Origin of the sequence: Azospirillum melinis (assembly GCF_013340935.1) — a bacterium.
Classification (GTDB): domain Bacteria; phylum Pseudomonadota; class Alphaproteobacteria; order Azospirillales; family Azospirillaceae; genus Azospirillum; species Azospirillum melinis.
In genome coordinates, this window is sequence record NZ_WHOS01000060.1 from 1 (window position 1) to 25,993 (window position 25,993).

Consider the following 25,993-nt stretch of genomic DNA (forward strand, 5'->3'; position numbering starts at 1 on the left):
GTGGGGAGGGCTCCACATCGGCCGGCAACGGCTCGGCCCGCTCCGCAACCCCCGGCACGCTGTCGAACAGCGCGTCGATGGCGTCCTGGCTGACCTCCGGCCCACCCAGTTGCGGTCCGTTCAGCAGATGCGCGTCCGGCCGGGTGTCGCCCAGCTTGCGGTGCGAGGACACCTCGCCCGACGCATGCTGCTGGGGGTCGACGGCCAGACGCTCGACGCCCCAGATCTCGATCATCGTGTTAACGCGCTCTTCGATGTAGCGCAGCGTGTTGACGACCTTGGTGGTGCGTTGGCCGGTGATGTCCTGGAAGGAACAGGCGGTCATGATCTCGATGCACCACGCCTCGACCGCGTCGATCCGTTCGGCCAGATCGTCGTCGTCGCGTGGAATCGACATGGTGATTTCCTGAATCTTCTCCGTCGCGTTCAGGATGTCGGTGGTGGCGCGTTCGGTGGCGGCGACGATCTCGTCCAACTCGCCGGTCGCCGCCTCGATGCGGTTGGATCCCGTGTCGGTCGCCTTCAGGGCCGCGATGTCGCTACGCGCCTCGCGCACCACCTGGGTGATGGCGGTCAGCTCCTGCTGGATGCGCGGGTCCTCGCCGGGGGCGAAGGCGGTGAAGGCGCTGGGCGAGGTGCCGCTCAGCCGGTCGACCTGGGTGCCCAGCTTGTCCACAAGCCGGTGGAACTCGTCGGAGGCGACGACGCGGCTGCGCCGGTCGCGCATGCGCAGGAAGGCCCGCCCCCGCGCGGTCTGCGACAGGGCCTCTTCCATCTGCAGATACTCTTGCTCGGTCAGTTCGAGCAGTGACCCGCCGCTCATAGCGCTCAACCCGTTCCTCGACAGCCGCGCCTTCCCGGCGTCTCCGGGACCGCGCCGACCATCGTCCTATACCACCGTATTTCTTTACCGGGAGTTTCCGACGCCGCCACGTTATCATCGGGACGGCGGATTTTGGCGGACAGGGCGCGCCCACAGGGGCCGGATGGGGTCTAAAGGCCGTCAGATGGCCGACAGGCTTGAACCACCTTCGTTTTTATCCCAAATCAGCCCGATCGATGGCCATCTCGCCTTAGAAATTCCCAAAAGGAAAGGAACAGTCCATGAAGACGGCGGTGCGTCCGGTGATGTTTGCGGCGGCGGTCGGGATCGCGGCGCTGACCGGCGGCGCGCTGGTGGCACCGGCCGACTCGGCGCTGGGCCGGATCGGTTCCGCCATCGGCCTCGGCGCCTCGCCGGCGGAGGCGGCGCTTCCCCTGGGTGCGGTCGGCGGTGGCACCATCGCCCCGATGCTGGAACAGGTGACGCCGGCCGTGGTGAACATCTCGGTGCTGAGCCAGGCGCCCCAGGCGGAAAACCCGCTGCTGCGCGACCCGTTCTTCCGCCGTTTCTTCAACCTTCCCGACCAGATGCCGCAGTCCAAGCCGCAGGTCAGCGCCGGGTCGGGCGTGATCATCGATGCCCGCAACGGCTATGTCGTCACCAACAACCATGTGGTGGAGAACGCGCAGGAGATCGCGGTGACCCTGAAGGACCGCCGCCGCCTGCGGGCCAAGCTGATCGGCCGCGACGCCGCCACCGACATCGCCCTTCTGCAGATCAAGGCCGACGGGCTGGCCGCGCTGTCCATCGGCGACTCGGACCGCACCAAGGTCGGCGATTTCGTCGTCGCCATCGGCAACCCGTTCGGACTCGGGCAGACGGTGACCTCCGGCATCGTCTCGGCAATGGGCCGCAGCGGGTTGAAGATCGAAGGGTACGAGGACTTCATCCAGACCGACGCCTCGATCAACCCCGGCAATTCCGGCGGCGCGCTGGTCAATTTCCAGGGAGAGCTGATCGGCATCAACACCGCCATCATCGGCCCGGCCGGCGGCTCGGTCGGCATCGGCTTCGCGGTGCCGGTCAGCATCGTCCGGTCGGTGGTGGAACAGCTGCGCGAATATGGCGAGGTGCGGCGCGGCCGGCTGGGCGTCGCCATCCAGGACCTGACGCCCGACCTTGCGGAAAGCATGAGCCTTAAGGGCGACGAAGGCGCGCTGATCGCCAAGATCGAGCGCGGATCGCCGGCCGACAGTGGCGGTCTGCGCAGCGGCGACGTGGTGATCGCGGTCGATGGCCGGCCGGTGCGCAGCGCCACCGATTTCCGCAACCGCATCGGCCTTCTGCGCGTCGGTACGCCGGTGCAGTTGACGGTGATGCGCGAGGGCGGGCAAAAGTCGGTCACCGTCCGCACCCAGCGTTGACCGCACCACAACGTTGACGGCGCCACAGCGCTGACCGAAGACCGTCGAGGAGCCACACCGTACCGGCATGATGCGTTCGAACCCTCCCCGCCGTCCGGCCGCTCCGCCGGCGCCCACGCCCGGCCGCAGCGCGGCCCAGCGGCAGCGCGAGATCGCGACGCTGCTGATGCGGCTCGACGCTATGCTGAAGCAGTCGGCCGAACTGGCCCAGACGGCGCGCGAGCGGGTGTCGGTCGGCGGGCTGGCCCGCTATCGCCGCTTCAGCCGGCGGGTGCGCGACTTCTTTGCGCTGGCCGCCCTGACCCAGGAGCGGCTGGACGCGGCGCCGGAGGAGATGGAGGATCTGATCGACCCCATGACCACCGCGCTGGAGCGTCTGCACGCCCGCATGGTGGTCCAGTTCGTGGAGGGCAGCGCCGCCTTCTTCGCCAGCTTCGCGCGGGTGAAGGCCCTGCCCATCGGCACCCATGAGATGTGCGGTGTGGAGCTGCGCGGCGTCCTGGAAATCCGCAAGTTCCTGGACGACCCGCTCTATGAGGGGGAGCGCGGGCAGGCCCTGCGCGGCGAGGCCGACCGCATCGCCGCCCTGATCCGGCGGGTGATGGACCGCATCCCGCCGCTGCCCGATTTCGGCGACGAACCCAGCATCGGCCCGCGCGGTACGCTGAACAGTCCGCTGAAGGGCCCGAACGCCCATCTGCCGCCCGGCCGCGCCGCTCCCCGCCCGTCTGCCGACCGCTTGGCCGCCGCCCGTCCGAGCAGCATGCCGCCGGTTGCCGCTCCTAACCCGAGCACCGAGGTCCGCTCCCTCAGCCTCGACCAGTTCGAGGACGACGAGGAGGAGTAGGGAGGGGAGGGGCCGGATCGACCGTCCCGTCCCCTCGGCATCCGCTGGTGCCCCCCTGGGCGCTCAGCGCCGGTGCTTGCCCTCGTCCGCCGTCAAGGCGCCGACCGCCGCGCCGGCGGCACCGCCCAGCAATCCGCCATAGACGGCGCTGCCGCCGGTGACGGCACCGATGGCCGCACCGCCGGCCGCACCGATGGCGCCGCCGGTCAGCGCGCGGTTCTCGCGATGGTTCAGGTTCGAACAGCCGCCGAGCAGGGTCGCGCCGATCATCAGCGCCATCGCCCCGGTGGTGAATGTCCGCATGGTGGTCTTCATCGGTCTCTTCCTTCGAACACAGGCACGTCGATAAGCCGACCGCCACCCTGCCGTCAGGCCGGGAACAAGCGGTCAAGCTTATGTTTGGTGAGTGGCGCCGGTCCTTGCTGTGACCATTTAGGGGTATCGATCTCATCTGATCAGGGCGCCCCACTCCTTTTGGATTGCAAGCAGTACGGAAGGTTGGGCGGATGTGCGGCCTGGACCATGCGGCACAGCATGTACGCCAATTCCGGTGTCCGGCATCGAAAATAACGCCATTTAATTTATGGTTACCAAATGGTGTGGTAAGACCACATAAATTGTGTGCGGGCGTTTACAAATAGTTTGAAATTTTTCGATGAAAACTTCTTGTGAATTGGTTGGGAAACCCTTTAGGACCTCATCCACTACCCCTTGGGGAAGACAGAAATCAGCTCCGGCTGCGGGCGTGCAAACGCCCAATGCCGAAAGGCCGACACTGGGAAGACCAGAGATGACAATCGTCGATAGAGACTTAGACAGGAACCGGCCGCTCCGCTCGCCATCCGACTCTCCGATGGGGAGGATCGTCGAGATGGCGTTCAGCGGCTTGTGGGTGATCCGGAGGCGGGGCGCCCTGGCGGAGGTCGGCGGCCGGCTCTACTGGTCCGACCGCGCTTCGCTGGAGCAGGCTGCCGCGCGGGCCGGCATTCCGCTGTCCGCCGATGTCGTGCACACCGGCCGTCTCGACACCGACTGCTTCGACCCCGGCCGCCGCTAGCCAGTCACCGATGGGGACGGTCCATTCACCTTCCGGGGGATGGAACAACGACGAACGGACAGTTGCATGGGCGGCAGGCTGCTCCCAATATCCGGAGGATCGGCAAAGGTCAGAACCGGCCGTCCCGCAATCTCCGTTTCATTGGGGCCTATGGAAGACATCGACCGCCAAAGAGCGCTGGCCTATTTCGAAAGGCTGGGAAAAGAGCGGGTTCGACTCTATACCGCCATCGACTGCGACCGTTTTCTCGGTGACTGGCAGGTCCGTGAACTGGCCGATCAGTGGCTTGATGCCAAGAATGCCGAAGACAGACCACGCCAGTTGGGATGGCCGCTGCTGCGGCGGCTCCTGTCCAACCGTCGCCCCTGATCCCATCGCCCCTCACCCCCGCTCCGGAAACAGCCCCAGCAGCCCTTCGCGCGAGGCGGCGCAGACGCCGCGTTCGGTGATAAGGCCGGTCACCAGCCTTGCCGGCGTGACGTCGAAAGCGTAATTCGCCACCGGGCTGCCGTCGGGGGTGACGCGCACCGTCTCGATCCGGCCATCGGCGGTGCGGCCGGTCAGCTCGCTCACCTCGCGGCCGTCGCGCTCCTCGATGGGAATCTCCCGCACACCGTCCGCGATGGTCCAGTCGATGGTCGGCGAAGGCAGCCCGACATAGAAGGGCACGCCGTTGTCGTGGGCGGCCAGCGCCTTCAGATAGGTGCCGATCTTGTTGCAGACGTCGCCGGTCGCGGTGGTGCGGTCGGTGCCGACGATGCACAGATCGACCTTGCCGTGCTGCATCAGGTGGCCGCCCACATTGTCGGCGATCACGGTGTGGGGAACGCCATGCTGCTTCAGTTCCCAGGCGGTCAGGCTGGCGCCCTGGTTGCGGGGCCGGGTCTCGTCCACCCAGACATGCAGTGGGATGCCCTGTTCGAAGGCGGCATAGACCGGGGCGAGTGCCGTTCCCCAATCGACGGTGGCGAGCCAGCCGGCGTTGCAGTGGGTCAGCACGTTGACCGGCTCCCCCGGTGCCTTGCGTGCTGCCGCGGCGCGGATCAATGCTGCGCCGTGCAGGCCGATGGAGCGGTTGATCTCCACATCCTCGTCGGCGATGGCCGCAGCCTCCGCCTCGGCGGCGCCGACGCGTTGCGACTCGGGCAGGGGGGCTAGCCGGCCGCGCATGCGCCCCAGCGCCCAGCGCAGGTTGACGGCGGTCGGACGGGTCGCCAGCAAGGTGGCACAGGCCTGTTCCATCCCGTGGTCGCTGGCATCGGTTCGCAGGGCCAGCGCCACGCCATAGGCCGCCGCCGCACCGATCAGCGGGGCGCCGCGCACCAGCATGGCGCGGATGGCGTGCGCGGCCTCCTCCAGGCTGGTCAGGCGGACGACGGCGAAGTCGTGCGGCAGCCTGGTCTGGTCGATGATGGCGACGACACCCTCGCCGTCCGGCCAGATGGTGCGATAGGCCGTGCCGTCGATCCGCATAAAACTATCCTCCCCATGCCTGCCGTAGTCTTGCCAAGTCCTTACCAACGCGGGATGACTTTGTCGGCACCCCACAATAGGTGGTGGCCGCTGCCGCTTCAACACGGGTAGCGTTCGGCGGAACCGTCACCCGCCGGGCGGTGTTACCGTTTCCGGCTAAGAATGAAGTGGCCGTATCTCCAGATGGTTTCCGACACGATGCCGTTGCGCGCGCTGCGTTCCCAATCCTCTCCGCTCTACCGGCTGCCCGGTTCGGCGCTGGTCCTGATCGCCTGCACCGCCGCGGTTCTGCTGACCATCGGGCTGTCGGCCGTGTTCGCCTGGCGTGACCGCAACGAGGCGGTCCAGCAGGCGACCGGCGTGGCCGGCAACATCGGGCTGCTGGCGGCGGAGCATGCCGCCCGTCTGATCGAGTCGGGCGACCTGCTGCTGACCCAGACGGCGACCTTGGCCGGTCAGGCCGGCACGCCGCTGCCCGACGATGCGGCGACCCGCGACCGCATGGCCTTGCTGGCGGCCAGCGCTCCCCACGTGGTCGGGCTGGAGATCCGCGATGCCGCGGGCGCCCTGCGGCTGTCGAGCCTGCCGGACGCAGCGCCCGGCGCCGGCATGCCGGCGCTGAAGCCGAATGGCATGACCATCGGCAGCGGCCGGATGGGCAGGCGTGCGGTGGTTCTCCTGGCGCAGCCTCTGCCGGGCGGTACGGCCGCCAGCGGTTCCGGCGCCGCGCCGCGCGGCTGGGCGGTGGCGGGGCTCGACGCGCGCGCCTTCCGCGATGTCTACCGCTCGCTCGACGTCGGCTACGGCCACAGCATCTCCATCATGCTGTCGGACGGAACGCCGCTGCTGCGCGAGCCGGAGGGCGGCGGCACCACGGGCGGCAATCCCGGGGATGAAACCGTCAGCCACGCCGACGACATCACCGTGACCCGTCCGATCGGCGACACCGGCCTGTCGGCCGCGGTGACCATCACCACCGAAAGCGTCCTGCGGCGCTGGAGCGAGCGGCTGTGGATTTACGCCGCCTTCGCCGCCGCGGCCTGCGCGACGGTGGCGGTGATCGGCGCGCTCGCCATCCAGCGCGCCCGGAAGGAGCGCGAGGCCGAGGACGCCCTGCAACACGCCTACGACACGCTGGAGGAAAATGTTCATCAGCGCACCGCCCAGCTGGAACGGGCCAACGCCCAGCTGGAAGCGGCGGTGACCGACAAGGAGGTGCTGTTGAAGGAGGTTCAGCACCGGGTGAAGAACAACCTTCAGGTCATTTGCAGCCTGCTGCGCCTGCAAGCCGCCCGCATCGACGAGAGGGCGCGGCGCGGCTTCGACGAGAGCCTGCGCCGCATCCAGACCATGAGCCTGCTGCACGAGCTGCTTCACCGTTCGGCCGAGCCGGCACACATCAACTTTGCCGACGCGCTGCGCCAGATGTGCGACGGGCTGGTCCGTTCCGACAACCCGACGGCCGCCCGGCTGGAACTGGAAGCACAGGACTGGATCGTCGATGCCGACCGCGCCACGCCGCTGGCCATTGCCACCAGCGAGCTGGTGTCCAACGCCCTGCTGCACGCCTTCCCGCACGGCCATCCGGGAACGGTGCGCGTGCTGCTGGAGCGCGAGGAAAACGGCATGCGGCTGATCGTGCGCGACAATGGCGTCGGCCTGCCCGCCGGCATGCCGAGCCAGCATAAGCGTCCAACCCGCGGCGGCGCCAGCAGCGGGCTCGGCCTTAATCTGGTGCAGGCGCTGTCGCACCAGGCCGGCGCCACGCTGAAGATCGAGCGCGATGGCGGCACAATCTTCACCCTGACCATTCCCAATCTGCCGGTCCGCCAGCACGCCAAATCAGCGGCGTAAGGAAAAAGATCGGACTGAAAATGGAAAGGGCCTCCCCCATCCTGCCGGACGGGGAGGCCCTGAACCTTTCGACCGACCGCCTTGCGGCCGGTGCGGTGACTACTCCAGCATGCTGCGCAGCATCCAGGCGGTCTTGTCGTGGATTTGCAGGCGCTGGGTCAGCAGGTCGGCGGTCGGCTCGTCGCTGCCCTGCTCGGCCAGCGGGAAGACGCCTCGGATGGTGCGGGCAGCGGCCTCGTGGCCTTCGACCAGCTGGCGGATCATGTCGTTCGCCTTGGGAACGCCCGCCTCTTCCTTGATCGAGGCCAGCTGCGCAAACTGCGAGAAGCTGCCCGGCGCCGGATAGCCCAGGGCGCGGATACGCTCGGCGATCTCGTCCAGCGCAGTCCACAGCTCCGTATACTGGGTCATGAACATGGTGTGGAGCGTGTTGAACATCGGACCGGTGACGTTCCAGTGGAACGAATGGGTCTTAATGTAGAGTGCGAAGGTGTCGGCCAGAACCTTGTTCAGCCCTTCGGCGATGGATTTGCGGTCTGCGTCCGAGATCCCGATGTCGATCTTCATGCTTCGATCCTTGTTGTTGGGTCCTGCATCATACCCCGGCTTCGGCACGGCCGTAACCGGCCGCCGCCCCCGCGGCCCCGGGACAAGAGCTTGGGCGCAGGCGGATCGTTTCAAGTCTGATGCGACCAAACTTCGCGGGCAAACTTCGCCGGCAGGTGATGAGTCCCGGGCGCGTGCCTACCCCCTCCGCCCGTTCTCCTCAGCCCGCCCGAAGCCGGCCGATGAAGTTCGTCACCTCGCGGTTCAGCGTCACCGCCTGACCGTCCAGCAGTTCCGCGGCGCGCAGCACCTCGCCGGCGGCGGTGCCGGTCTCTCCGGCGCTGGTGGAGACGGTGGCGATGGTGTGCGAGACCTCGGCGGTGCCGGCGGCGGCCTCCTGCACGTTGCGGGTGATCTCCTGGGTGGCGGCGGCCTGCTGTTCCATGGCCCCGGCGATGGAGCCGACGATCTCGTCGATGCCGACCACCGTTTCGCCCACCCCCTTGATCGCGGTGACGGCGGCTCCGGTCACGCCCTGCATGGTGGCGATCTGGGCGCCGATCTCTTCCGTGGCCTTGGCGGTCTGGGTGGCGAGGTTCTTCACCTCGCTCGCCACCACGGCGAAGCCCTTGCCGGCCTCGCCCGCCCGCGCCGCCTCGATGGTCGCATTCAGCGCCAGCAGGTTGGTCTGGGCGGCGATGGAGTTGATCAGGCCGACGATCTCGCCGATGCGGTGGGCGGCGTCGGACAGCCCGACGACATGGGCGTTGGTCTCCTCCACCGCCCGCACCGCGCCGCGCACCATATCGAAGGACCGGCGGACCTGATCGCCGATCTCGGCGATGGAGGCCGACATCTCCTCCGTCGCTGCGGCGGCGGTCTGGACGCTGGTGCCCGCCTGGGCGCTGGCGGCGGCAACGGTGGCGGCCTGCCGGTTGGCGCTGTTGGCGCGCTCCAGCATTCCGGCGGCGTTGCTGCGCACCTGATGGGCGCCGGAACCGACCAGTTGAACCACCTCCGCCACGCGCGCTTCGAACAGATCGGCCAGCTCCTGGATGGCGCGGTGTTTCTCCGCCTCGGCTTCCGCCTTCTGGCGCTGCTGGTCGGCGGTCAGCCGCTCCACCTCGCGGGCGTTGGTCTGGAACACCTCCAGCGCGCGGGCCATGGCGCCGATCTCGTTGCGCATCCAGCCGCCTTCGACCGCGGTATCGAGCTGTCCGGCGGCCAGATCGGCCGTGTTGCTCGACAGCCGCTGCAAGGGCCGGGTGATGGAGCGGGCGAGCAGCAGCCCGGCCGCCATCATCGCCAGCAGCAGCCCGCCCATCACCAGGGCGAAGTCGCGGCGGGCCGATGCGGCGGCATCGCGGGTGGCCTGGATGGCGGCGGCGGTGGAACGGCCGATGGCCGCCTGCGTCTCCATCACCTTGGCGGTCAGGGCGGCGAACTGGTCGTCGGTGTGGGACATCATCGGGATGCCGATCAGGCGGTCGATGGCCGCCATCTGGTTCATCTCGTCCACCGCCTTGGCATAGGCGCCGATCCGCACCGATACCTCGTCCAGCATCGCCCGCTCCGCCTCGACCAGCGGCATGGCCCGCAGCTCCGCGATGGCGGCGCGCGCCTTGCCCAGGTTGGCGGCGATGGCGTCGCGCATGGCCTGGAGCTTCTTCTCTTCGATGCCGGATCCCGACAGGGCCAGATGCCGTGACACGTCGCTGTGGATGACATAAGCGATGGCGACCAGCCGGTCGATGCGGCCCAGCCGCTCCGCCGCTTCGCGGTGGATGGCGTCCACGGCGCCCAGGGCCTGTTCCGACTGGCGGTCGGCCAGCACCAGCGCCGCCACCGTCAGGACGATCCCCATCAGAGGGGCTGCGAACACACGGCCTGCCACAGACAGGCCGGACAGACGCGCAAAGACACCGCCGCTCATGCTCCCCCCCAACAGTTCCGCCTCCAACGGCCTTGCCCGCCGGTCACCGCCTTACGCAGGAACCGTCACTTGTAGACCCCGACATAGGCGACCAGTTCCTGGCCGGGCACGCGCTTCACATAGGTGATCTTCGGTTCGATCCTGTTGCTGGCGGGGTTCAGCCAGCGATACTCGACCCAGCCTTCGCCCTTGTCCTTGGCGACGGCCAGCACATCCTGGACGATGAAGCGGCCGTCCGGGTCCTTGACGTTGATGACGCTCTGGCCGACGCCGGCCGGGCGCGGCGGGTAGACCTTCCACACGCCGCTGAAGTCGATGACGTTGACGTAGATCTCACCCTGCTTATACGGACCGTCGGCGTTGAACGCCTTGGCGGCCTCGTCCAGGCCCTGGGCGGCGATCAGGTCCGCCGCCTTCAGGGTGATGGACTTCGCGTCCTCCTGCGTTGGCTTGGCCTGCTCGGCGATGGCCGGGCTGGACAGGGGGGCGGAAACGGCAGTCCCGACGCCAATCAGGGCGACCGCCAGCAAACGAAACCACAGGCGCATGTGCACTTTCCCCAAGGATTGCGGGCCGGCCAGCAGATGCCGGGGACCCTGACACGTTTTATCCGGCCGTCGTCGCCTTCACGTGCGGCCATTTTCCCGTAAGGCTACTAGCAGAAGGTTTCATGCGTTTGTCCGCTGCATTTCTACACGATCATATTGCATTGCAGCATAGCAATATTACGAATGAATGGATCTGATCCGCAGCTTTGAGCGGTATCGCCTTGCGTTTGAACGTGTTAGCTGTGCAGCAAGAGCGGCCGGGCGGGGATGGACAAGCCATCCGCGCGCCGATGCGGCCTATCGACGCATCGGTCGCTGCCGCAGCCCGCGCGTGACGGTTTGCCGCCCCTTTTTTCCATCGACAGCCGCGCCGTTCGGGTGGAGCATCGAAAGTCCGATGCGGGCGCCCTGCCGGCTCCGGACCCGATGCGTTTTCCCAGCGCCCGTCCGCCGCCGCCCGTCGCCCATCCGGACGCAATCTTCAGGAAGTGCCAGTTCTTTAAAGTGCCAGTCTGAAGTGCCACACGCGAACGGGCCGCCCCGGCGGCCGGCGCCGGCGGCCCGATTCCCGCCCTGGCTCCGTCCTCCGGTCCCGACAGCCCGAAGCTTCGACGGGAGGTGTGAATGCCGCATACGCAAATCCGGACGGCGCGCTGCGCGGCGCTGGTCGGCCCCTATCTCGCCGGCAAAACGACACTGCTGGAAAGCCTGCTGTTCGCCGCCGGGGCCGTCACCCGCAAGGGCAGCGTGCGCGACGGCAATGCCGTGGGCGACAACTCGCCGGAGGCGAAGGCCCGGTCGATGAGCACCGAGCTGAACGTCGCCTCCTTCGATTACCTTGGGGAACGCTGGTCGATCCTGGACTGCCCCGGTTCGGTGGAACTGGCGGGGGAGGCGCAGGCGGCGCTGATGGCCGCCGACATCGCCATCGTGGTGGCGGAGGCCGCACCGGAAAAGGCGGTGCTGCTGGCCCCGCTTTTCAAGGTGCTGGACGATCACCGCATCCCGCATCTGCTGTTCATCAACAAGATCGACACGTTGGGCGATATCAGGGTGCGCGACGTCGTCGCCGCCTATCAGGAGGTCTCGACCCGCAAGCTGGTGCTGCGCGAGGTGCCGTTGCGCGAGAACGGCCAGATCACCGGGCTGGTCGATCTGGTCAGCGAGCGCGCCTGGCGTTTCAACCCGCACAAGCCGTCCGACCTAGTCGCCCTGCCCGACGGCGCCCGCGACTGGGAGGCGGAAGCGCGGCTGGCGATGCTGGAATCGGCGGCCGATTTTGACGACGGCCTGCTGGAAAAGCTGCTGGAGGACATGGCTCCCGACAGTGCCGAGCTTTACGAGACGCTGGCGCACGAACTGGCAGACGACCTGATCGTGCCGGTCTTCTTCGGGTCGGCGGAGAACGACAACGGCATCCGCCGCCTGCTGAAGGCCCTGCGGCACGAGGGGCCGGAGGTTGCCACCACCGCGGCCCGCATCGACACCCCTGCCGACGCGGCGGTGGCGGCGCAGGTGGTGAAGACGATGATGGGGTCCCATGCCGGGAAGCTCAGCCTCGCCCGCATCTGGCGCGGCACCGTCACCGACGGCATGACGCTGGGCGCTGAGCGGGTGTCCGGCATCTTCCAGCAGTTCGGCCGCGACCAGACCAAGGTACCGCAGGCCGTCGCCGGCGATCTCGTGGCCCTCGGCCGGCTGGAGAAGGCGGCGACCGGCGACCGGCTGACCGAGAAGGCCAACCTGGGTCCGCCCGCCGACTGGCCGGCCGCCGCCCCGCCGGTGCATGGGCTGGCGCTCCGCGCCGAGAACCGCAATGACGAGGTGAAGCTGTCCGCAGCCTTGCAGAAACTGCGGGACGAGGACCCGTCCCTGACGCTCGACCAATCGGCCGAGACCGGCGAGCTGGTGCTGTGGGGCCAGGGCGACGTGCATCTGAAGCTGGCGATGGACCGGCTGCGCAGCCGCTTCAACGTCGCGGTGAGAGGCCAGCCGCCGCAGGTGCCCTACAAGGAGACGATCCGCAAGGGCACCAGCCACCATGCCCGCTTCAAGCGCCAGACCGGCGGCCATGGCCAGTTCGCCGACATCCATGTCGAGATCCGCCCGCTGCCGCGCGGGTCGGGCATCCAGTTCGAGGATGCGGTGGTCGGCGGTGCCGTGCCGCGCCAGTACATTCCGGCGGTGGAGGCCGGCGTGCGCGACGCGGCGGTGCGCGGGCCGCTGGGCTTCCCGGTCGTGGATTTCGCGGTGGCGCTGACCGGCGGCCAGTTCCACGCCGTCGACAGTTCCGACATGGCCTTCAAGACGGTGGCGCGGCAGGCGATGGCCGATGCCCTGCCGACCTGCGAGCCGGTTCTGCTGGAGCCGATCCTGACCGTCACCATCGCGGTGCCCAGCACCTTCACGCCGAAGGTACAGCGTCTGGTCAGCGGACGGCGCGGCCAGTTGCTGGGCTTCGATGCGCGGCTGGGCTGGCCCGGCTGGGACGAAGTGAAGGCGTGCATGCCGCAGTCCGACATGCAGGATCTGATCGTGGAGTTGCGGTCGCTGACCTTCGGCGTCGGCAGTTACAGCGCCGAGTTCGAACGGCTTCAGGAGGTGGTCGGCAAGGCGGCCGACCGTGCCGTGGAAATCCGCCGCGACATGCTGGCGGCACAATAGACAAAGGAACGCTCCACCGCCCGGCTGGCGGGCGGTGGAGCCGGTCCTTCGATCAGCCGATCTTCTGCTTGGCCATCGCGCCCAGACGCAGGCGGAGCGCGTTCAGCTTGATGAAGCCTTCCGCGTCCTTCTGGTTGTAGACGCTGTCCTGCTCGAAGGTCACATAGTCCATGCGGTACAGCGAGTTGGGCGACTGGCGGCCGACGACCGTGACGTTGCCCTTGAACAGCTTCAGACGGACGGTGCCGTTGACCAGCGACTGGGTCTGGTCGATCAGCGCCTGGATGGCCAGACGCTCCGGGCTCCACCAGTAGCCGCAATAGATCAGCTCGGCGTAGCGCGGCATCAGCTCGTCCTTCAGATGGCCGGCGCCACGGTCGAGCGTGATGCTCTCCATCGCGCGGTGCGCCACCAGCAGGATGCTGCCGCCCGGGGTCTCGTAGACGCCGCGCGACTTCATGCCGACATAGCGGTTCTCGACCAGATCGAGGCGGCCGATGCCGTTCTCGCCGCCCAGGCGGTTCAGCTCGGTCAGCAGGGCTGCCGGCGACAGCGCCTTGCCGTCGATGGCGACCGCGTCACCGTTCTTGAACTCGACCTCGATATAGGTCGGAGTGTCCGGCGCCTTTTCCGGGGCGACGGAGCGGGTGTACATGTCCTCGTCCGGCTCGACCCACGGGTCCTCCAGCGCCTTGCCCTCGTACGAGATGTGCAGGAGGTTGGCGTCGGTGGAGTAGGGGGCCTCGCCGCGCTTGTCCTTCGCGATCGGAATCTGGTTCTTCTCGGCGTAGTCCAGCAGCGTGGTGCGGCTGTTCAGGGTCCATTCGCGCCACGGCGCGATGACCGTGATATCCGGGCGCAGGGCGTAATAGCCCAGCTCGAAGCGGACCTGGTCGTTGCCCTTGCCGGTGGCGCCATGGGCGACGGCATCGGCGCCGACCATGTTGGCGATCTCGATCTGCCGCTTGGCGATCAGCGGCCGGGCGATCGAGGTGCCGAGCAGGTAAGTGCCCTCGTAGAGCGTGTTGGCGCGGAACATCGGGAAGACGAAATCGCGCACGAACTCTTCGCGCAGATCGTCGATGAAGATGTTTTCCGGCTTGATGCCCAGAAGCTCGGCCTTCTTGCGGGCGGGCTCCAACTCCTCGCCCTGGCCGAGGTCGGCGGTGAAGGTCACCACCTCGCAGGAATAGGTTTCCTGCAGCCACTTCAGGATGACCGAAGTGTCGAGGCCGCCCGAATAGGCGAGCACCACTTTCTTGATCTGTTTGCCGGACGCGCCGCTCATGGGACTGCTCTTGCAGTAGAGAAAGGTAAGGCCGCGACCGTACGGCCTTTCCCGCCCGCCTTCAAGCCCTGCCGGCGCCGATCTGCCCCTGGGAATGACCGGGACCGGCTACTCGATTCTCTCGCCGGGGTAGGTGCCCCAGAAATCGGCGCGCTTCATCCAGCCGCGATAGCCCTTCACATCGACCTCGCACCACTCGTCGCGGCACTTCTTCAGCGATCCGATGACGCCGGGCTCCGCCCGCGCCACCACGGCGCCGTCGCCGCGTGGCGACTCATAGATCGCGCGGGTCTGGCCGACGATCAGAATGCCGCGGCGTCCCGACAGCGCGCTCTGGTGCACCCAGCCTTCCGCCCCCTCCCAATCGCGGATGCGGCGCCAGGTGTCGAACTCCTGGATGATCTCCACCGGCATGTCCTTGCGCTTGAACACCCATTCGATGGGGTAGCTGCCGTTGGGGCCGGAGCGCAGGTTCACCTCGCCGACGCGCACGGTGACGAAGCGGGGGATCGGCAGGCCCGACGCGTGGGTCGGGTCCTTTCCCTCCGCGGCGAGCGCCGCGCTCTCGCCGCCCGCGAAAAGCCCCGCCCCCAACCCCGCGATCAGGGCCAGAGCGGCGAGGACGGAGCGGCGGCGGACAGGCATGGCGGCACCGGAACAGGAATAGGGGAGGGCAAACCGGGCCGCACTATAGAGACCACCCGTTCGATAGGGCAAGCGCCGCCACCCCCATCGGACGATGCGGCCGGCTTGCCGCAGGGTGGCCTTTCGCGACGGACTTCTGGACAGTCCCACGACCGCTTGGTATGGCAACCATGGACCGGAGCAGCCTGTGCCGAGACCTTCAGATGCGGGCAGCCGGGGCAAGGGAGGACCAGCACCGATGACCGACAAGAAGAAGCCGCTCGTTGTCGTCACCCGCAAGCTGCCGGACGTCATCGAGACGCGCATGATGGAGCTGTTCGACACCCGGCTCAATCCGGACGACGTGCCGCTCACCCCTGCCCAGATGCAGGACGCGATGAACATCGCCGAGGTGCTGGTGCCCACCGTCACCGACCGCATCGACCGCGCGCTGATCGAGGCCGCCGGGCCGCAGCTGCGGCTGATCGCCTCCTTCGGCACCGGTGTCGACCACATCGACCTGAAGGCGGCGCGCGAGCGCGGCATCGTCGTCACCAACACCCCGGGTGTCCTGACAGAGGACACCGCCGACATGACCATGGCGCTGCTGCTGGCCACCGCGCGCCGCGTGGCGGAGGGCGAGCGTCTGGTCCGCTCCGGTCAGTGGACCGGCTGGGGTCCGACCACCATGCTGGGCCACCGGATCAGCGGCAAACGGTTGGGCATCCTGGGCATGGGCCGCATCGGCTCGGCGCTGGCCAAGCGGGCGCGTGCCTTCGGCATGTCGATCCACTATCACAACCGCCGCCGCGTCCATCCGGAGCTGGAGCAGGAACTGGAGGCGACCTACTGGTCCAGCCTGGACCAGATGCTGGCGCGGATGGACATCGTGTCGATCAACTGCCCGCACACGCCGGCCACCTACCATCTGCTGTCGGAACGCCGGCTGAAGCTGCTGCGCCCGCACTGCTACATCGTCAACACCTCGCGCGGCGAGGTGATCGACGAGGTGGCGCTGACCCGCATGCTGTCGAAGGGCGAAATCGCCGGCGCAGGCCTGGACGTGTTCGAGCATGAGCCGGCGGTCAATCCGAAGCTGCTGCGGTTGGACAACGTCGTCCTGCTGCCGCACATGGGCTCCGCCACCATCGAAGGCCGCATCGACATGGGCGAGAAGGTGGTGATCAACATCAAGACCTTCTCAGACGGCCACGCCCCGCCCGACCGCGTTCTGGAAGCGTTGCTGTAAGACGCAGTTCCCTTCCCCTTGGGACAGGGGAAGGCACCGGTCAGGACGCGGAGGCTTCCAGCGGGGCGGCCTCCCGTGCCGGCACCTCCTGCAACTCCGCCTCCAGCCTTGCCTTGGCGGCGGCGGCCAGCTGCTCGTCGGCCTGGATGCGGGCCATGTCCTCCGGCGCGACGGCGCCGGCGGCGATCACCAGTTCGGCGAAATCGGACAGATAGACGCTGCCCTTCACGGTGCGCTGGACCAGCACGTTGCGCTTGTCCTCGGCATCGCGCTTGCGCTTGACGAAGCCCAGGACCGACAGACGGTCGAGCGCACGGGTCACCGCCGGCTTGGAAATGTTCAGCAGGGACGCCAGACCGCGCACGGTGTGCGGCGGGTCGGTCAGATAAACCTGGAGAAGGATCGCCAATTGCCGCGCCGACAGGTCCGGCGCATCCTTTCGGACGCTGGCGACCAGCGCGGTGCGCCACAACCCGAGCGCCTTGAGGTTCCGTGCCATGCCTCCCCCCGGAAAGCCGCGTGCGGTTCCGCAACCGCAGCACGCGCCGCGAAGTGTCGCTTACCCGAACGGTGCAGGCAAGACTTTCGCGTTCCCGGGAGAAGGACGGCGCCGGTGCCGGCCTACTTTCCTTCGCGCTTCAGCACCACCGGCTTGGCCGTGCCGGTGAGCAGCAGGTTTCCGCCGGCAAGCGGAACGACGGTCAGGCTGCTGCCGGCCGACACAGGGGCGAGGCTGACCGCCTGCTTGGCGGCGTTGGCAGCAGGCTTCACCCCGCCGGGGACCTCCTTGGGATCGAAGAAAGCGTCCTCTCCCTGGCCGGCGACATCGTAACCCGTGCATTCGCTGCCGACGCAGATGCTGGTCTCGTCGATGCGTGCCTTTCCGGCGGGGGCGTTGAAGGGCGCGTCGTCCGCCCCGCCGCCGCTCCAGCTCCAGTTGCCGCGCAGCCAGTCCGGCAGGCGGGTGTCCTTCTGGATCTCCAGATTGTCGGTGATCAGGCCGATGCTGCCATTCAGCCCCTGTGCGGCCACCGCCTCGGCGATCTTGCGGGCTTCGGCGGCGGGGATGCCGTAGCGGGTGGCGATCTGCGGCGTCCAGGCCGTCACCGCACCGTCCACCGCCTTGCGCAGGCGGTCGCCCCAGCCGGGCGCGATCCAGCGCGGATTGGACCAGCCGGAGGCATCCTTGACCAGCTGGGCCAGTTGCGGGGCATCGTCGCCCTGATCTGCGACGAACAGGCGCGGATCGACCGCCGACTTCATGCGGTCGATGCCCATCTGGCGGTAGGTGGCGAAGCGGATCGTGCCGGTGCGGTTGGAGGCCGCCTCCAGCATCGGGGCGAGCAGGTCGTCAACCGCCTTCCAGGCGGGGGTGGCGAGCAGAGCTTTGTCGTCGGGGCAGGCGGGATAGGCGCCGAAATTGTCGCGGTTGCTGCCATAGAGCGGCTCCATCGCTTTCCAGGCCGCCGCTCCGCGCTTCTCCATCACCGAACAGGGCCACGCCATCTCCACCTCGTCGCTGACGACGCGCAGAGCGGTCAGGAAGCCGTCGTCGGTGGCGAGATCGACCCCGGATGCCGTCTCGCGGGCATAGGAATCCTCGATGCCAGCGATGGCCTCGCGCAGCAGCGACTCCGACTTTGCCCGGTCGGGGGAGGGGCCGAAGCGCAGCAGATAGGCGTTCCATCCCTTGCCCAGCCCGCCGCGGATTTCGGCAAGCCGTTTGGCGGCGCCGGCCGGGTCGCCGGCGATGCCGTCGACGATGGCGGACATTGCGGCGACCGCCTTCGGCATCGAGTCGGACAGCGCGGTGCGCCGGGCATCCAGCACCGGGCCGAGGCAGGAGCCGGGAGTGGCCGCGGTCGCACACTGATTGCGCTGTGCCAGCCAGGCCCGCTGTTCCGTCCGCAGCCGGTCACGGTCGGCGGCGGCGGACAAATCCTGCAACGCCTTGTAGAGGCCGGCAATCTCCCGGTCGGCATCGGCCAGCTTGGGATCGGCGCAGATCGCCTTTTCCACCGGCGTGGAGGCCGCCTTGCAGTCGAAGGATGGCTCCGCCCTTGCCGCCCCGCCGATGACCATGATCGAGAGCGCAGCCGCCCCCGCGAGCATTGCGCCGTCGATGGACGGCTTCCCGTTTTTGCGCTTGTCCATAACCGCTCGGTTTTTCTCTGCCCGGCCCATCATGCCTTCCTGGGACTGTGATCCGCGGAAGATACGGAATCCGTTGCGGCTTGTCCTCTGCCTCCCCGGCAATTCCGAAGAGCGGCAATCAAAGGAAGCAGTCAAAGAAAAGCGACTGCGATTGCGGCGAAATGGCAACTGGCCGCAGTCAGCACGAACAGGTGCCAGAGGGCGTTGTTGTAGGGAATGCGATCCATCAGGTGGAAGACGACGCCGACGGTGTAGACCAGACCGCCGGCGATCAGCAGCCACAGGGCAGGCGCCGACAATGCCGATCCAAGCGGTTCCAGCGCCGTGACCACCGCCCAGCCCAGTCCGAGGTAGAGCGCCAGCCCCAGCCGGTTGAAGCGACCCGGAAAGCGCAGCTTCAGCGCGGCGCCAAAGGCGGCCCCGCCCCAGACGGCGCCACCCAGCCCGATCCCTTGGCCAAGCCCCAGCGTGAAGGGCGTGTAGGTGCCGGCGATCATCACGAAGATCATCGCATGGTCGATCCGCCGCAGCACCGCCTTGCCGAAGCCGGGCGGGGCGAGGTTGTAGGCGGCCGAGGCCGTCAGCATCCCCACCAGCCCCAGGCCGTAGACGGTCAGCGCCAGCGCCGTATGGGCCGGAACGGCGCCGGAAAACACACCTGCATTCAGCAGCCAGACGAAGCCGGCGAGGCCGGCGGTGACACCGATGGCATGAACGACCGCATCGGCCCGCCGCTCGCCGACGCTGTAGACGGGAAACTGGTGGGCATCCGGCATTGGCACACCGCTTCGGTCGACGCAAAGAGAAGTCGGCCGCCGGAATGGGGCCTGCGTCGAACATGGTGTGCCGGCAGCGGCCACGCCAGCGGCCCTGTCCGATGGAAAGAACCCGGCGGGCGCTGCTTCGGCGAACCGCTTATGCCTGACGGAACGGCCGCGTTGCGCCGTTACTCCGCTGCGAAGGCCACGGCCGCGGTGTGGCGATGGCGCGGCATCGGCTCCGACAGGTTGGCGGCCTTGCGGAAGTAGCACAGGGCATAGACACGGACGCAGCCGGTGAGATTGTCGCAGTCCTGGCGTTCGGCATCGATCTTCGACACCAGTTCGCTCATCGTCATGAACTCGCGGGCGCAGATTTCCTCAAGCGACTCCCACTCCACCGGCATCAGCTTCATGCTGGTCCGCTTGCCGTTCACCCTGATGTTGCGCATGTGCATGGGAGAGCCCTCCGTTGCTGATGCATAAATGGGTATGTGAAACGGCGGGGTGTGTGCTGTGAAGTTTTTCACAGGGAAAATGACCCATTGAGCGGGGAGCCGTCGAAGGGCCGGGCGGGCATCATGGGATCGACATCGGATCGGGGGACGGCATGACACCAAACGAAGCCTTGCGTGCGATCATGAACGAGGCGGCGGCAGCACGTTCCGCCCTGTGCGAGAACGAACTGGTCATCCGTCTGGACAACATCCTCGCCATTGCCCGCGAAGCGCTGGTGGGGCAGGACGGGGACGAAATGCCGCAGCCGTCACGGAATGAAGGCGGTGGCTGACCGGAGCGGTGAGAGGGACGTGGCGGTCACATCCAAGGTGCTGAGACAATTGGTCACGCGTGGTCGTAAATCTGCACAACTTCGCACACACACGAATTGCATGGGGGAGTAACCTTCCGGACTTACCACCGTCGTTCCCAGCCTTGAAAATCAGGGGGGCAGGCGGAGGGCTTCTCAAACCGAAATGGGACTTCCCAGGCAATGGTTCCGATCGCGACTCCGACCTGCATCCTCCGCGGCACTTACGTTCGTTCCATGTTCGGCGATGTACCCGTCGAAAGCCTGAAGATCGGCGATATGATCAAGTCGTCGGTGACCGGTGAGTTCCGTTCGATCCGCTGGATCGGCCAGCGTCTGCTGGCGGGCTCGTCCTTCGATACCGAGCATCTGCGCAAGGTCCATCTGCCGGTGCGGATCGCCCGTGACGCCATCGCCCGGAACATGCCGTCCCGCGATCTCTATATCTCCCCCAGCCATGCGCTGCTGATCGGCGAGTACGGTGTTTCGGCCCGTCTGCTGATCAACGGCTCGTCGGTTCGGCAAGTGGATGCGATGGATGAGATCGAGTATTTCCACATCGAACTCGACAGCCATGACGGCATGTACGCCGAAGGGCTGCCGGTCGAGACCTATCTCGAAGCCGACAACCGTCAGGCCTACGACAACGCTGCCGAGTATGAGGCGCTGTATCCGGGGGACGATCCGCGCATTCAGGAACCCTGTGTGAAGATCGACATCCCGTTGGCCGCGCTGGAGCAAATCCGCAAGAACGTGAACAAGCGCGCCGAGCAGATCGAAACGGCCGAACTGGCCTGAAGCAGGGCTTGGCCCGTCTGTGGGCCGGATTGTCGAATGTAAGAGAGGGCCGTCCTGTGGGGCGGCCCTTTTGCGTTGGCGGAGGATGGGGGCGTCTAGGAGCTTCACCCGTCCTGTTACGACCGTTGCCGAAAGCAGCCGGGCCTCTTCAAAAGACTGAACAAGAATCCGCTGGATGTCGCGACCTTCCTGACCTCCGCCGGCTCCCCTACAAATGAGTGCGGATGGCGCGATGCCTCGGCGAAGGCATGTCGAGCCAGCGGGCGGCGTTCGGCATGCCCCGGTTTGGCCGGGCGTCCCATCCCCGGTGATGATCTGCCGATGGGAATGATGCGCTGGGAAAAGACGGACCTCGACTGCCCGTCACCTTGCGGCCGACCATAGCAGCCAGCAGAAACCATGCAGATTGTGGCCCCCCGCGTAGCCCAACCCCTGGCCACATAAAAAAACCGCCGCTAACCCATTGGATTAGCGGCGAGTTGAACAGGGAGGCTTCACGTCTGGGAGACGCTGGGTCCGAGGACCCAACCCCGGAGGGGAGACCTCCGGGACGAAACATCAGATGCTGCGTCGCAACATCCAACGATCAAAATTTGACCATTCTGCTGCCAACTTTCCAGGCACAAATGTATAAATCTACCATGCAAGACACGCATGGCTTCTGAAGTCCCTTAGAAAGCTAATAAAAATGCCAAAAACGATGACGCCGCTCCGGTAAGTTGGAGCGGCGCTGTCATTTTTGGCAATTCTCTTACAAGATCACTGAAAATGTTCGTGGTCAGAACGGAGTTTCTGCCACTTTTTTAACCAGGAAGTCGCGGAAGACGGCGATGCGCTTGGAATGGCGCAATTCTTCGGCATAAACGAAGTAGGCATCGACCTTCGGCCCGTCGACATCCGGCAGAATCCGCGTCACGTCCTTGGAGAAGCTGTCGACCAAGAAGTCGGGCAGCGCGCCGATGCCAAGCCCGCTCTCCACCGCGCGGTAGATGGCGTAGACGCTGTTGACCTGCAGGATCGGTTTCCGGTTGGGCGACGGATCGCCCATTTCCATGATCCAGTTGACGTTGGGGATCGGCGCCCGCACGTCGGGCGGGTAGGTGATCAGGTCGTGGTTGTCCAGCTCCGCCAACGTCTTGGGTGAGCCCTTCTTCTTCAGGTAGCTTTGGCTGGCATAGAGGTGGAAGCGGATCGACATCAGGTGCCGCTGGATCAGGTCCGGCTGACGCGGCGTGTTCATGCGGATGGCGATGTCCGCCTCGCGCATCGCCAGATCCAACTCGTCGTCGTCGATCAGCAGCGTCAGCTGGATGTCCGGGTAGATCGACATGAACTCGTTGATGCGCGGCGTCAGCCAGGTCGATCCGAAGGCGACGGTCGTCGTCACCCGCAGCGGGCCTTTGGGATGCTCCCGGCTTTCGGTCAGCATCGCCTCGGTCATCGACAGTTTGGCGAAGACGTCGCGGGCGGTGCGGTGAAGCAGTTCGCCCTGTTCGGTCAGGATCAGCCCACGGGCGTGGCGGTGAAACAGTGGAACGCCCAGGCTTTCCTCAAGCGCGCTGATCTGGCGGCTGACCGCCGACTGGCTGAGGTTCAACGTCTCGCCGGCGTGCGTGAAGCTGCCGGCTTCGGCCACCGCGTGGAAGACCCGAAGCTTGTCCCAATCCATCATGCTGTCCCGCCCCGATGCGCAACCGCCCGGAGCCTCCCGTTTATCTTGAGGACGGCGCATGGCCGCCATGCATGTTTATAGCGGGAACGCGCCCGGAACGCACGCGCTAGTAAAAGCGATTCGCACGAAAATTAATCATGATCACCGGAGTTATTCTCATCCGAAGTCACAGCGATCCGGGCATATCCGTATAATGGATAGGGATGTTTGCGATGCTCGGAAACGGGGCGGCGGTCGTTCGCCCCCGTTTTGCTAATCCGCGGCGTCGGTCAGGGCGGCGGCCTTGACCGTCGCGCTGCGGGCATCGCCCGCCGGCTTGTCCGCACTGCGGCGGCCGATATGTCCGCTGATCTCGTCGCCGGCATCGGCGGGCAGGCGCCAGAAGGGCAGGCTGGAGGCGCAGGCCATAAGCCCGACCGTCAGGAAGGCGGGAACGAAGGAGGCCGGGGTCAGCGTGCCGCTCCACTGCACGGTCAGGTGAAGCGTGGTGGCGCCGACGGCGACGCCGAGGCTCATCGACAGCTGCTGCATCACGCTGGCCAGCGTGTTGGCGCGGCTTGTCATCGGCTGCGGCACCTCGGCGTAGCTCAGCGTGTTCATGCCGGTGAATTGCAGCGACCGGAAGAAGCCGCCCAGCAGCAGCGCGCCCAGGATCAGCAGATGCGGCGTATCGGGACGGAAGGCGCCGTAGCTGGCCAGGATCACGCCGCTGACGATGGAGTTCAGCGTCAGCACCGGACGGAAGCCGAAGCGGCGCAGGATCGGGCCGGCTAGCGCCTTCATGGTCAGGGCGCCCGCCGCTCCGGCGAAGGTGAGGGCGCCCGACTCGAAGGCGGTCAGGCCAAAGCCGATCTGCAGCATCACCGGCATCAGGAAAGGCACCGCGCCGATGCCGATGCGGAACAGGGTGCCGCCCAGCACCGACGCCCGGTAGGTTTGCAGCCGGAACAGCGACGGGTCCAGAACCGGCCGCGCCACCCGCCGGGCATGGCGCAGATAGGCCAGCGTCGCCAGCAGCGCCACCGCCAGCAGGATCGCCACCGCAGTGGCCGGCAGCAGGTCGCGCCCGACATTCTCGAAGCCGAACATGAAGGCTGCCAGCGCGATGGAACTCCACAGGAAGCCGCGGGCGTCGAAGGGATCGCGCTGCTCCTCCTTCAGATTGGGAATCAGCGCCAATACCAGGGCGATGCCCACCAGCCCGATCGGCACGTTGATGAAGAAGATCCAGCGCCAGGAGGCGTAGGTGGTGATCGCCCCGCCGACCAGCGGCCCCAGCGCCGGCCCGATCAGCGCCGGCAGGGTCATCCGTGCCATCGCCGTCACCAGCTGGTCCTTGGGCACGGTGCGCAGCAGGATCAGCCGGCCGACCGGCACCATCATCGCCCCGCCCATGCCCTGGAGGATGCGGGCGGCCACCAGTTCCGCCAGCCCGTTCGACAGGCCGCAGGCGATGGAGCCCGCCATGAAGACGCCGATGGCGCTGGCGAAGACGGTGCGGGCGCCGTAACGATCGGCCGCCCAACCGCTGACCGGCAGGAACACCGCCAGCGCCAGCATGTAGGAGGTCATCGCCAGACTGAGCCGCAGCGGATCCTCGCCCATCGACTGCGCGATGCCCGGCAGGGCGGTGGCGATCACCGTCGAGTCTAGGTTCTCCATGAACAGGGCGCAGGCGATGATCAGCGGGGTGACGCGCGACATGACGGACCGTCAGGCAGGGAGCGGAACCCTACGAATGTGAGGCGTCCCGCCGCATTGACCATCGCCCATGCGAAAGCCCTGCCATGCGTAAGCGCGGTCGGAGACGGATCACCCGGCCGCAGAGACGAAGTCCACCGCCGCCTGCGTGTGCAGCCGTGTGGTGTCGAAAACCGGGAAGCCCGGCAGGTCGGGCTGATCGATCAGCAGGAAGATCTCGGTGCAGCCCAGGATCACGCCCCCGGCGCCGCGGCGGCGCAGATCCTCGACGATGCGCAGGTACTCGGCCTTGGAGTCGGGGCGGAGGTCGCGCCGGACCAACTCGTCGAAGATGATGCGGTCGACAAGGGTCTGGTCGGCCTCGTCGGGCACCAGAAGCTCGACACCGAAACGGTCGCGGAACCGCTCCGCCAGCAGGTCGGACCGCATGGTCGCCGCGGTGCCGAGCAGGCCGACCCGCCGCAGCCCGGCCTTCGCGATCGCCTCGCCCGTCGGGTCGGCGATGTGGATGAAGGGGATTCTGCGGCCGGCCATGATCGGCTCCACCACCCGGTGCATGGTGTTGGACACGCAGATGACCAGATCGGCGCCGGCCCGCTCCAGCGCATCGACCTTGCCGGAGAGATAGCGTTCGGCGCCGTTCCAGTCACCGGTGCGGACGAAATGCTCGATGTTGCCGAAATTCACGCTGACGATGACGATCTCGCCGTTGTCCCAGTTGCCCAGCCGGGCATTCAGCCCGTCGTTGAGAAGACGGTAATATTCGCCGGTGGCCTGATTGCTCATGCCGCCGAGCACGCCGATGGTCTTCTGCGGCAGGGGGCGAACGGTTGGATGGATCGTCATCGCGGTGTGGCTCCTCATTGGCTTGTCCTGAACATGCCGTGAGCCTTAGCACGTCACCGCCCGGTGAACACCGGCTTCCGCTTTTCCAGGAAAGCCCTGTAGCCCTCGCGGAAATCCCCGGTGCCGAAGCAGCGATAGCATTCGGCGATCTCCGCCTCGGTCAGCGGCGCCGGATCGGAGAGGCGGCGGACATAGCGCTTGTGCAGGGTCGCGGCCAGTGGCGCACCGGCGGCGATGCGCTGGATTGTGGCGGCGACCTCCGCCTCGAAGCCTTCATCCGGGACGGTGCGGTGGACGAGGTTCTTGTCCTTGGCCTCCGCCGCACCGAAGACGCGGCCCTCCAGCAGGATTTCCAGCGCCGCCGGACCGCCGGCGACATCGGCCACCAGCTTCAGCTCCGTCGGCCCCATGGAGATGCCGAGCCGGCTGACCGGCACGCCGAAGCGGCTGCTCTCCGAACAGACCCTGAGGTCGCAGGCCAGCGCCACTGCCAGACCGATGCCGCAGCAAGGGCCGTCGATGGCGGCCAGAACCGGATGGCGCAAGGCACGCAGGCCATCCAGCCCCTCGTCCATCAGATCGCTATAGCTCGCCCCCTGTTCGGGGCTGTTGCGCTCGCTCTCGAACTCCGAGATGTCGGCGCCGGGGGAGAAGGTGCGGGCACCATTGGCGCCGGGACCGCCGCGCATGACGACGATGCGGACACCCTCGTCGGCTTCCAGCGCGCTCAGGTGCCCGATCAGGGCGTGCCACATCGGCTTGTCGAAGGCGTTCAGCTTGTCCGGGTTGGACAGGGTCAGGGTTGCAACCGCTCCATCGCGGGTCAGGGTGATGGTGCCGGCCATGCCGCAGTCTCCATCCGTTGCCGTATGGGCGCGTACCATAGCGCCCTGCTGCCGGGACGCAAGCTGCCCGGTGTTGCGGTG

Annotated in this window: 25 protein-coding genes; 9 read left to right on the forward strand and 16 right to left on the reverse strand. The window is 67.1% G+C overall.

What is annotated here, in order from left to right; translation table 11 throughout:
• Nucleotides 1–823 (reverse strand): hypothetical protein (locus GBZ48_RS29115; protein WP_174474217.1); only part of this gene is annotated, 823 nt, incomplete at its 3' end.
• Between the two features lie 281 nt (nt 824–1,104).
• Here GBZ48_RS29115 and GBZ48_RS29120 point away from each other — a divergent pair.
• Nucleotides 1,105–2,247: a Do family serine endopeptidase gene (locus GBZ48_RS29120; RefSeq protein ID WP_098738872.1), complete on the forward strand. Its 1,143-nt coding sequence runs from the start codon at nt 1,105–1,107 to the stop codon at nt 2,245–2,247.
• Between the two features lie 67 nt (nt 2,248–2,314).
• Nucleotides 2,315–3,094: a hypothetical protein gene (locus tag GBZ48_RS29125; RefSeq protein WP_174474218.1), complete on the forward strand. Its 780-nt coding sequence runs from the start codon at nt 2,315–2,317 to the stop codon at nt 3,092–3,094.
• A gap of 63 nt (nt 3,095–3,157) precedes the next feature.
• On the opposite strand, the gene GBZ48_RS29130 is transcribed toward GBZ48_RS29125, so the two are convergent.
• Complete coding sequence (locus GBZ48_RS29130) at nt 3,158–3,409, reverse strand: hypothetical protein (protein WP_209798433.1); 252 nt, start codon at nt 3,407–3,409, stop codon at nt 3,158–3,160.
• Between the two features lie 556 nt (nt 3,410–3,965).
• On the opposite strand from GBZ48_RS29130, the gene GBZ48_RS29135 reads away from it, so the two are divergent.
• Together GBZ48_RS29135 and GBZ48_RS29140 are read left to right on the forward strand one after the other, a co-directional pair.
• A complete protein-coding gene (locus GBZ48_RS29135) occupies nt 3,966–4,151 on the forward strand; it encodes a hypothetical protein (protein WP_174474219.1) in 186 nt (61 codons plus the stop codon).
• 150 nt (nt 4,152–4,301) lie between these two features.
• The gene (locus GBZ48_RS29140) at nt 4,302–4,520 is read left to right on the forward strand and encodes a hypothetical protein (protein ID WP_109051884.1); all 219 of its coding nucleotides are present in this window, start codon (nt 4,302–4,304) and stop codon (nt 4,518–4,520) included.
• A gap of 12 nt (nt 4,521–4,532) precedes the next feature.
• On the opposite strand, the gene mtnA is transcribed toward GBZ48_RS29140, so the two are convergent.
• A complete protein-coding gene (gene mtnA / locus GBZ48_RS29145; RefSeq protein WP_174474220.1) occupies nt 4,533–5,624 on the reverse strand; it encodes an S-methyl-5-thioribose-1-phosphate isomerase in 1,092 nt (363 codons plus the stop codon).
• A gap of 183 nt (nt 5,625–5,807) precedes the next feature.
• Between mtnA and GBZ48_RS29150 the strand changes: the two genes are divergently transcribed.
• Nucleotides 5,808–7,478: a sensor histidine kinase gene (locus GBZ48_RS29150; protein WP_174474221.1), complete on the forward strand. Its 1,671-nt coding sequence runs from the start codon at nt 5,808–5,810 to the stop codon at nt 7,476–7,478.
• Between the two features lie 99 nt (nt 7,479–7,577).
• Here GBZ48_RS29150 and GBZ48_RS29155 read toward each other — a convergent pair whose 3' ends face one another.
• The 3 genes from GBZ48_RS29155 to GBZ48_RS29165 all read right to left on the reverse strand — a co-directional run bounded on the left by GBZ48_RS29155 (nt 7,578) and on the right by GBZ48_RS29165 (nt 10,505).
• Nucleotides 7,578–8,045: a Dps family protein gene (locus tag GBZ48_RS29155; RefSeq protein WP_098738879.1), complete on the reverse strand. Its 468-nt coding sequence runs from the start codon at nt 8,043–8,045 to the stop codon at nt 7,578–7,580.
• A 199-nt stretch (nt 8,046–8,244) separates the two neighbouring features.
• Nucleotides 8,245–9,906, reverse strand: coding sequence for a methyl-accepting chemotaxis protein (locus GBZ48_RS29160; RefSeq protein ID WP_343049714.1), 1,662 nt, complete (start codon nt 9,904–9,906; stop codon nt 8,245–8,247).
• A gap of 116 nt (nt 9,907–10,022) precedes the next feature.
• Nucleotides 10,023–10,505, reverse strand: coding sequence for a cache domain-containing protein (locus GBZ48_RS29165; RefSeq protein ID WP_174474223.1), 483 nt, complete (start codon nt 10,503–10,505; stop codon nt 10,023–10,025).
• 624 nt (nt 10,506–11,129) lie between these two features.
• Here GBZ48_RS29165 and GBZ48_RS29170 point away from each other — a divergent pair.
• Nucleotides 11,130–13,169, forward strand: a complete 2,040-nt coding sequence (locus GBZ48_RS29170; RefSeq protein ID WP_174474224.1) for an elongation factor G — start codon at nt 11,130–11,132, stop codon at nt 13,167–13,169.
• A gap of 52 nt (nt 13,170–13,221) precedes the next feature.
• On the opposite strand, the gene GBZ48_RS29175 is transcribed toward GBZ48_RS29170, so the two are convergent.
• Nucleotides 13,222–14,457, reverse strand: coding sequence for an argininosuccinate synthase (locus GBZ48_RS29175; RefSeq protein ID WP_098738883.1), 1,236 nt, complete (start codon nt 14,455–14,457; stop codon nt 13,222–13,224).
• Nucleotides 14,458–14,565: 108 nt separating this feature from the next.
• Nucleotides 14,566–15,102, reverse strand: a complete 537-nt coding sequence (locus GBZ48_RS29180) for an SH3 domain-containing protein (RefSeq protein WP_174474225.1) — start codon at nt 15,100–15,102, stop codon at nt 14,566–14,568.
• 238 nt (nt 15,103–15,340) lie between these two features.
• On the opposite strand from GBZ48_RS29180, the gene GBZ48_RS29185 reads away from it, so the two are divergent.
• Complete coding sequence (locus GBZ48_RS29185) at nt 15,341–16,330, forward strand: 2-hydroxyacid dehydrogenase (protein WP_174474226.1); 990 nt, start codon at nt 15,341–15,343, stop codon at nt 16,328–16,330.
• Between the two features lie 40 nt (nt 16,331–16,370).
• Here GBZ48_RS29185 and GBZ48_RS29190 read toward each other — a convergent pair whose 3' ends face one another.
• The 4 genes from GBZ48_RS29190 to GBZ48_RS29205 form a co-directional block, all read right to left on the reverse strand.
• Complete coding sequence (locus GBZ48_RS29190) at nt 16,371–16,829, reverse strand: MarR family transcriptional regulator (RefSeq protein ID WP_174474227.1); 459 nt, start codon at nt 16,827–16,829, stop codon at nt 16,371–16,373.
• A gap of 122 nt (nt 16,830–16,951) precedes the next feature.
• Complete coding sequence (locus GBZ48_RS29195; RefSeq protein ID WP_246307542.1) at nt 16,952–18,484, reverse strand: lysozyme inhibitor LprI family protein; 1,533 nt, start codon at nt 18,482–18,484, stop codon at nt 16,952–16,954.
• 131 nt (nt 18,485–18,615) lie between these two features.
• Entirely contained in the window at nt 18,616–19,260 is a 645-nt protein-coding gene (gene trhA, locus GBZ48_RS29200) for a PAQR family membrane homeostasis protein TrhA (RefSeq protein WP_174474228.1), read from the reverse strand.
• A 170-nt stretch (nt 19,261–19,430) separates the two neighbouring features.
• Nucleotides 19,431–19,700 (reverse strand): ribbon-helix-helix domain-containing protein, encoded by a 270-nt coding sequence (locus GBZ48_RS29205; RefSeq protein ID WP_098738887.1) that lies wholly within the window; start codon nt 19,698–19,700, stop codon nt 19,431–19,433.
• Between the two features lie 152 nt (nt 19,701–19,852).
• Between GBZ48_RS29205 and GBZ48_RS29210 the strand changes: the two genes are divergently transcribed.
• Both GBZ48_RS29210 and GBZ48_RS29215 read left to right on the forward strand, forming a co-directional pair.
• Nucleotides 19,853–20,032: a hypothetical protein gene (locus GBZ48_RS29210; protein WP_174474229.1), complete on the forward strand. Its 180-nt coding sequence runs from the start codon at nt 19,853–19,855 to the stop codon at nt 20,030–20,032.
• A gap of 201 nt (nt 20,033–20,233) precedes the next feature.
• The gene (locus tag GBZ48_RS29215; protein ID WP_281362508.1) at nt 20,234–20,848 is read left to right on the forward strand and encodes a Hint domain-containing protein; all 615 of its coding nucleotides are present in this window, start codon (nt 20,234–20,236) and stop codon (nt 20,846–20,848) included.
• Between the two features lie 778 nt (nt 20,849–21,626).
• Here GBZ48_RS29215 and GBZ48_RS29220 read toward each other — a convergent pair.
• From GBZ48_RS29220 to GBZ48_RS29235, 4 genes are all read right to left on the reverse strand, one after another.
• Complete coding sequence (locus GBZ48_RS29220) at nt 21,627–22,517, reverse strand: LysR family transcriptional regulator (RefSeq protein WP_098738890.1); 891 nt, start codon at nt 22,515–22,517, stop codon at nt 21,627–21,629.
• A gap of 255 nt (nt 22,518–22,772) precedes the next feature.
• Nucleotides 22,773–24,224, reverse strand: a complete 1,452-nt coding sequence (locus GBZ48_RS29225; RefSeq protein WP_174474231.1) for a DHA2 family efflux MFS transporter permease subunit — start codon at nt 24,222–24,224, stop codon at nt 22,773–22,775.
• Nucleotides 24,225–24,332: 108 nt separating this feature from the next.
• Nucleotides 24,333–25,067, reverse strand: a complete 735-nt coding sequence (locus GBZ48_RS29230) for an aspartate/glutamate racemase family protein (protein WP_174474232.1) — start codon at nt 25,065–25,067, stop codon at nt 24,333–24,335.
• A gap of 53 nt (nt 25,068–25,120) precedes the next feature.
• Nucleotides 25,121–25,912, reverse strand: a complete 792-nt coding sequence (locus GBZ48_RS29235; RefSeq protein WP_174474233.1) for an enoyl-CoA hydratase/isomerase family protein — start codon at nt 25,910–25,912, stop codon at nt 25,121–25,123.
• Nucleotides 25,913–25,993: the final 81 nt, after the last annotated feature.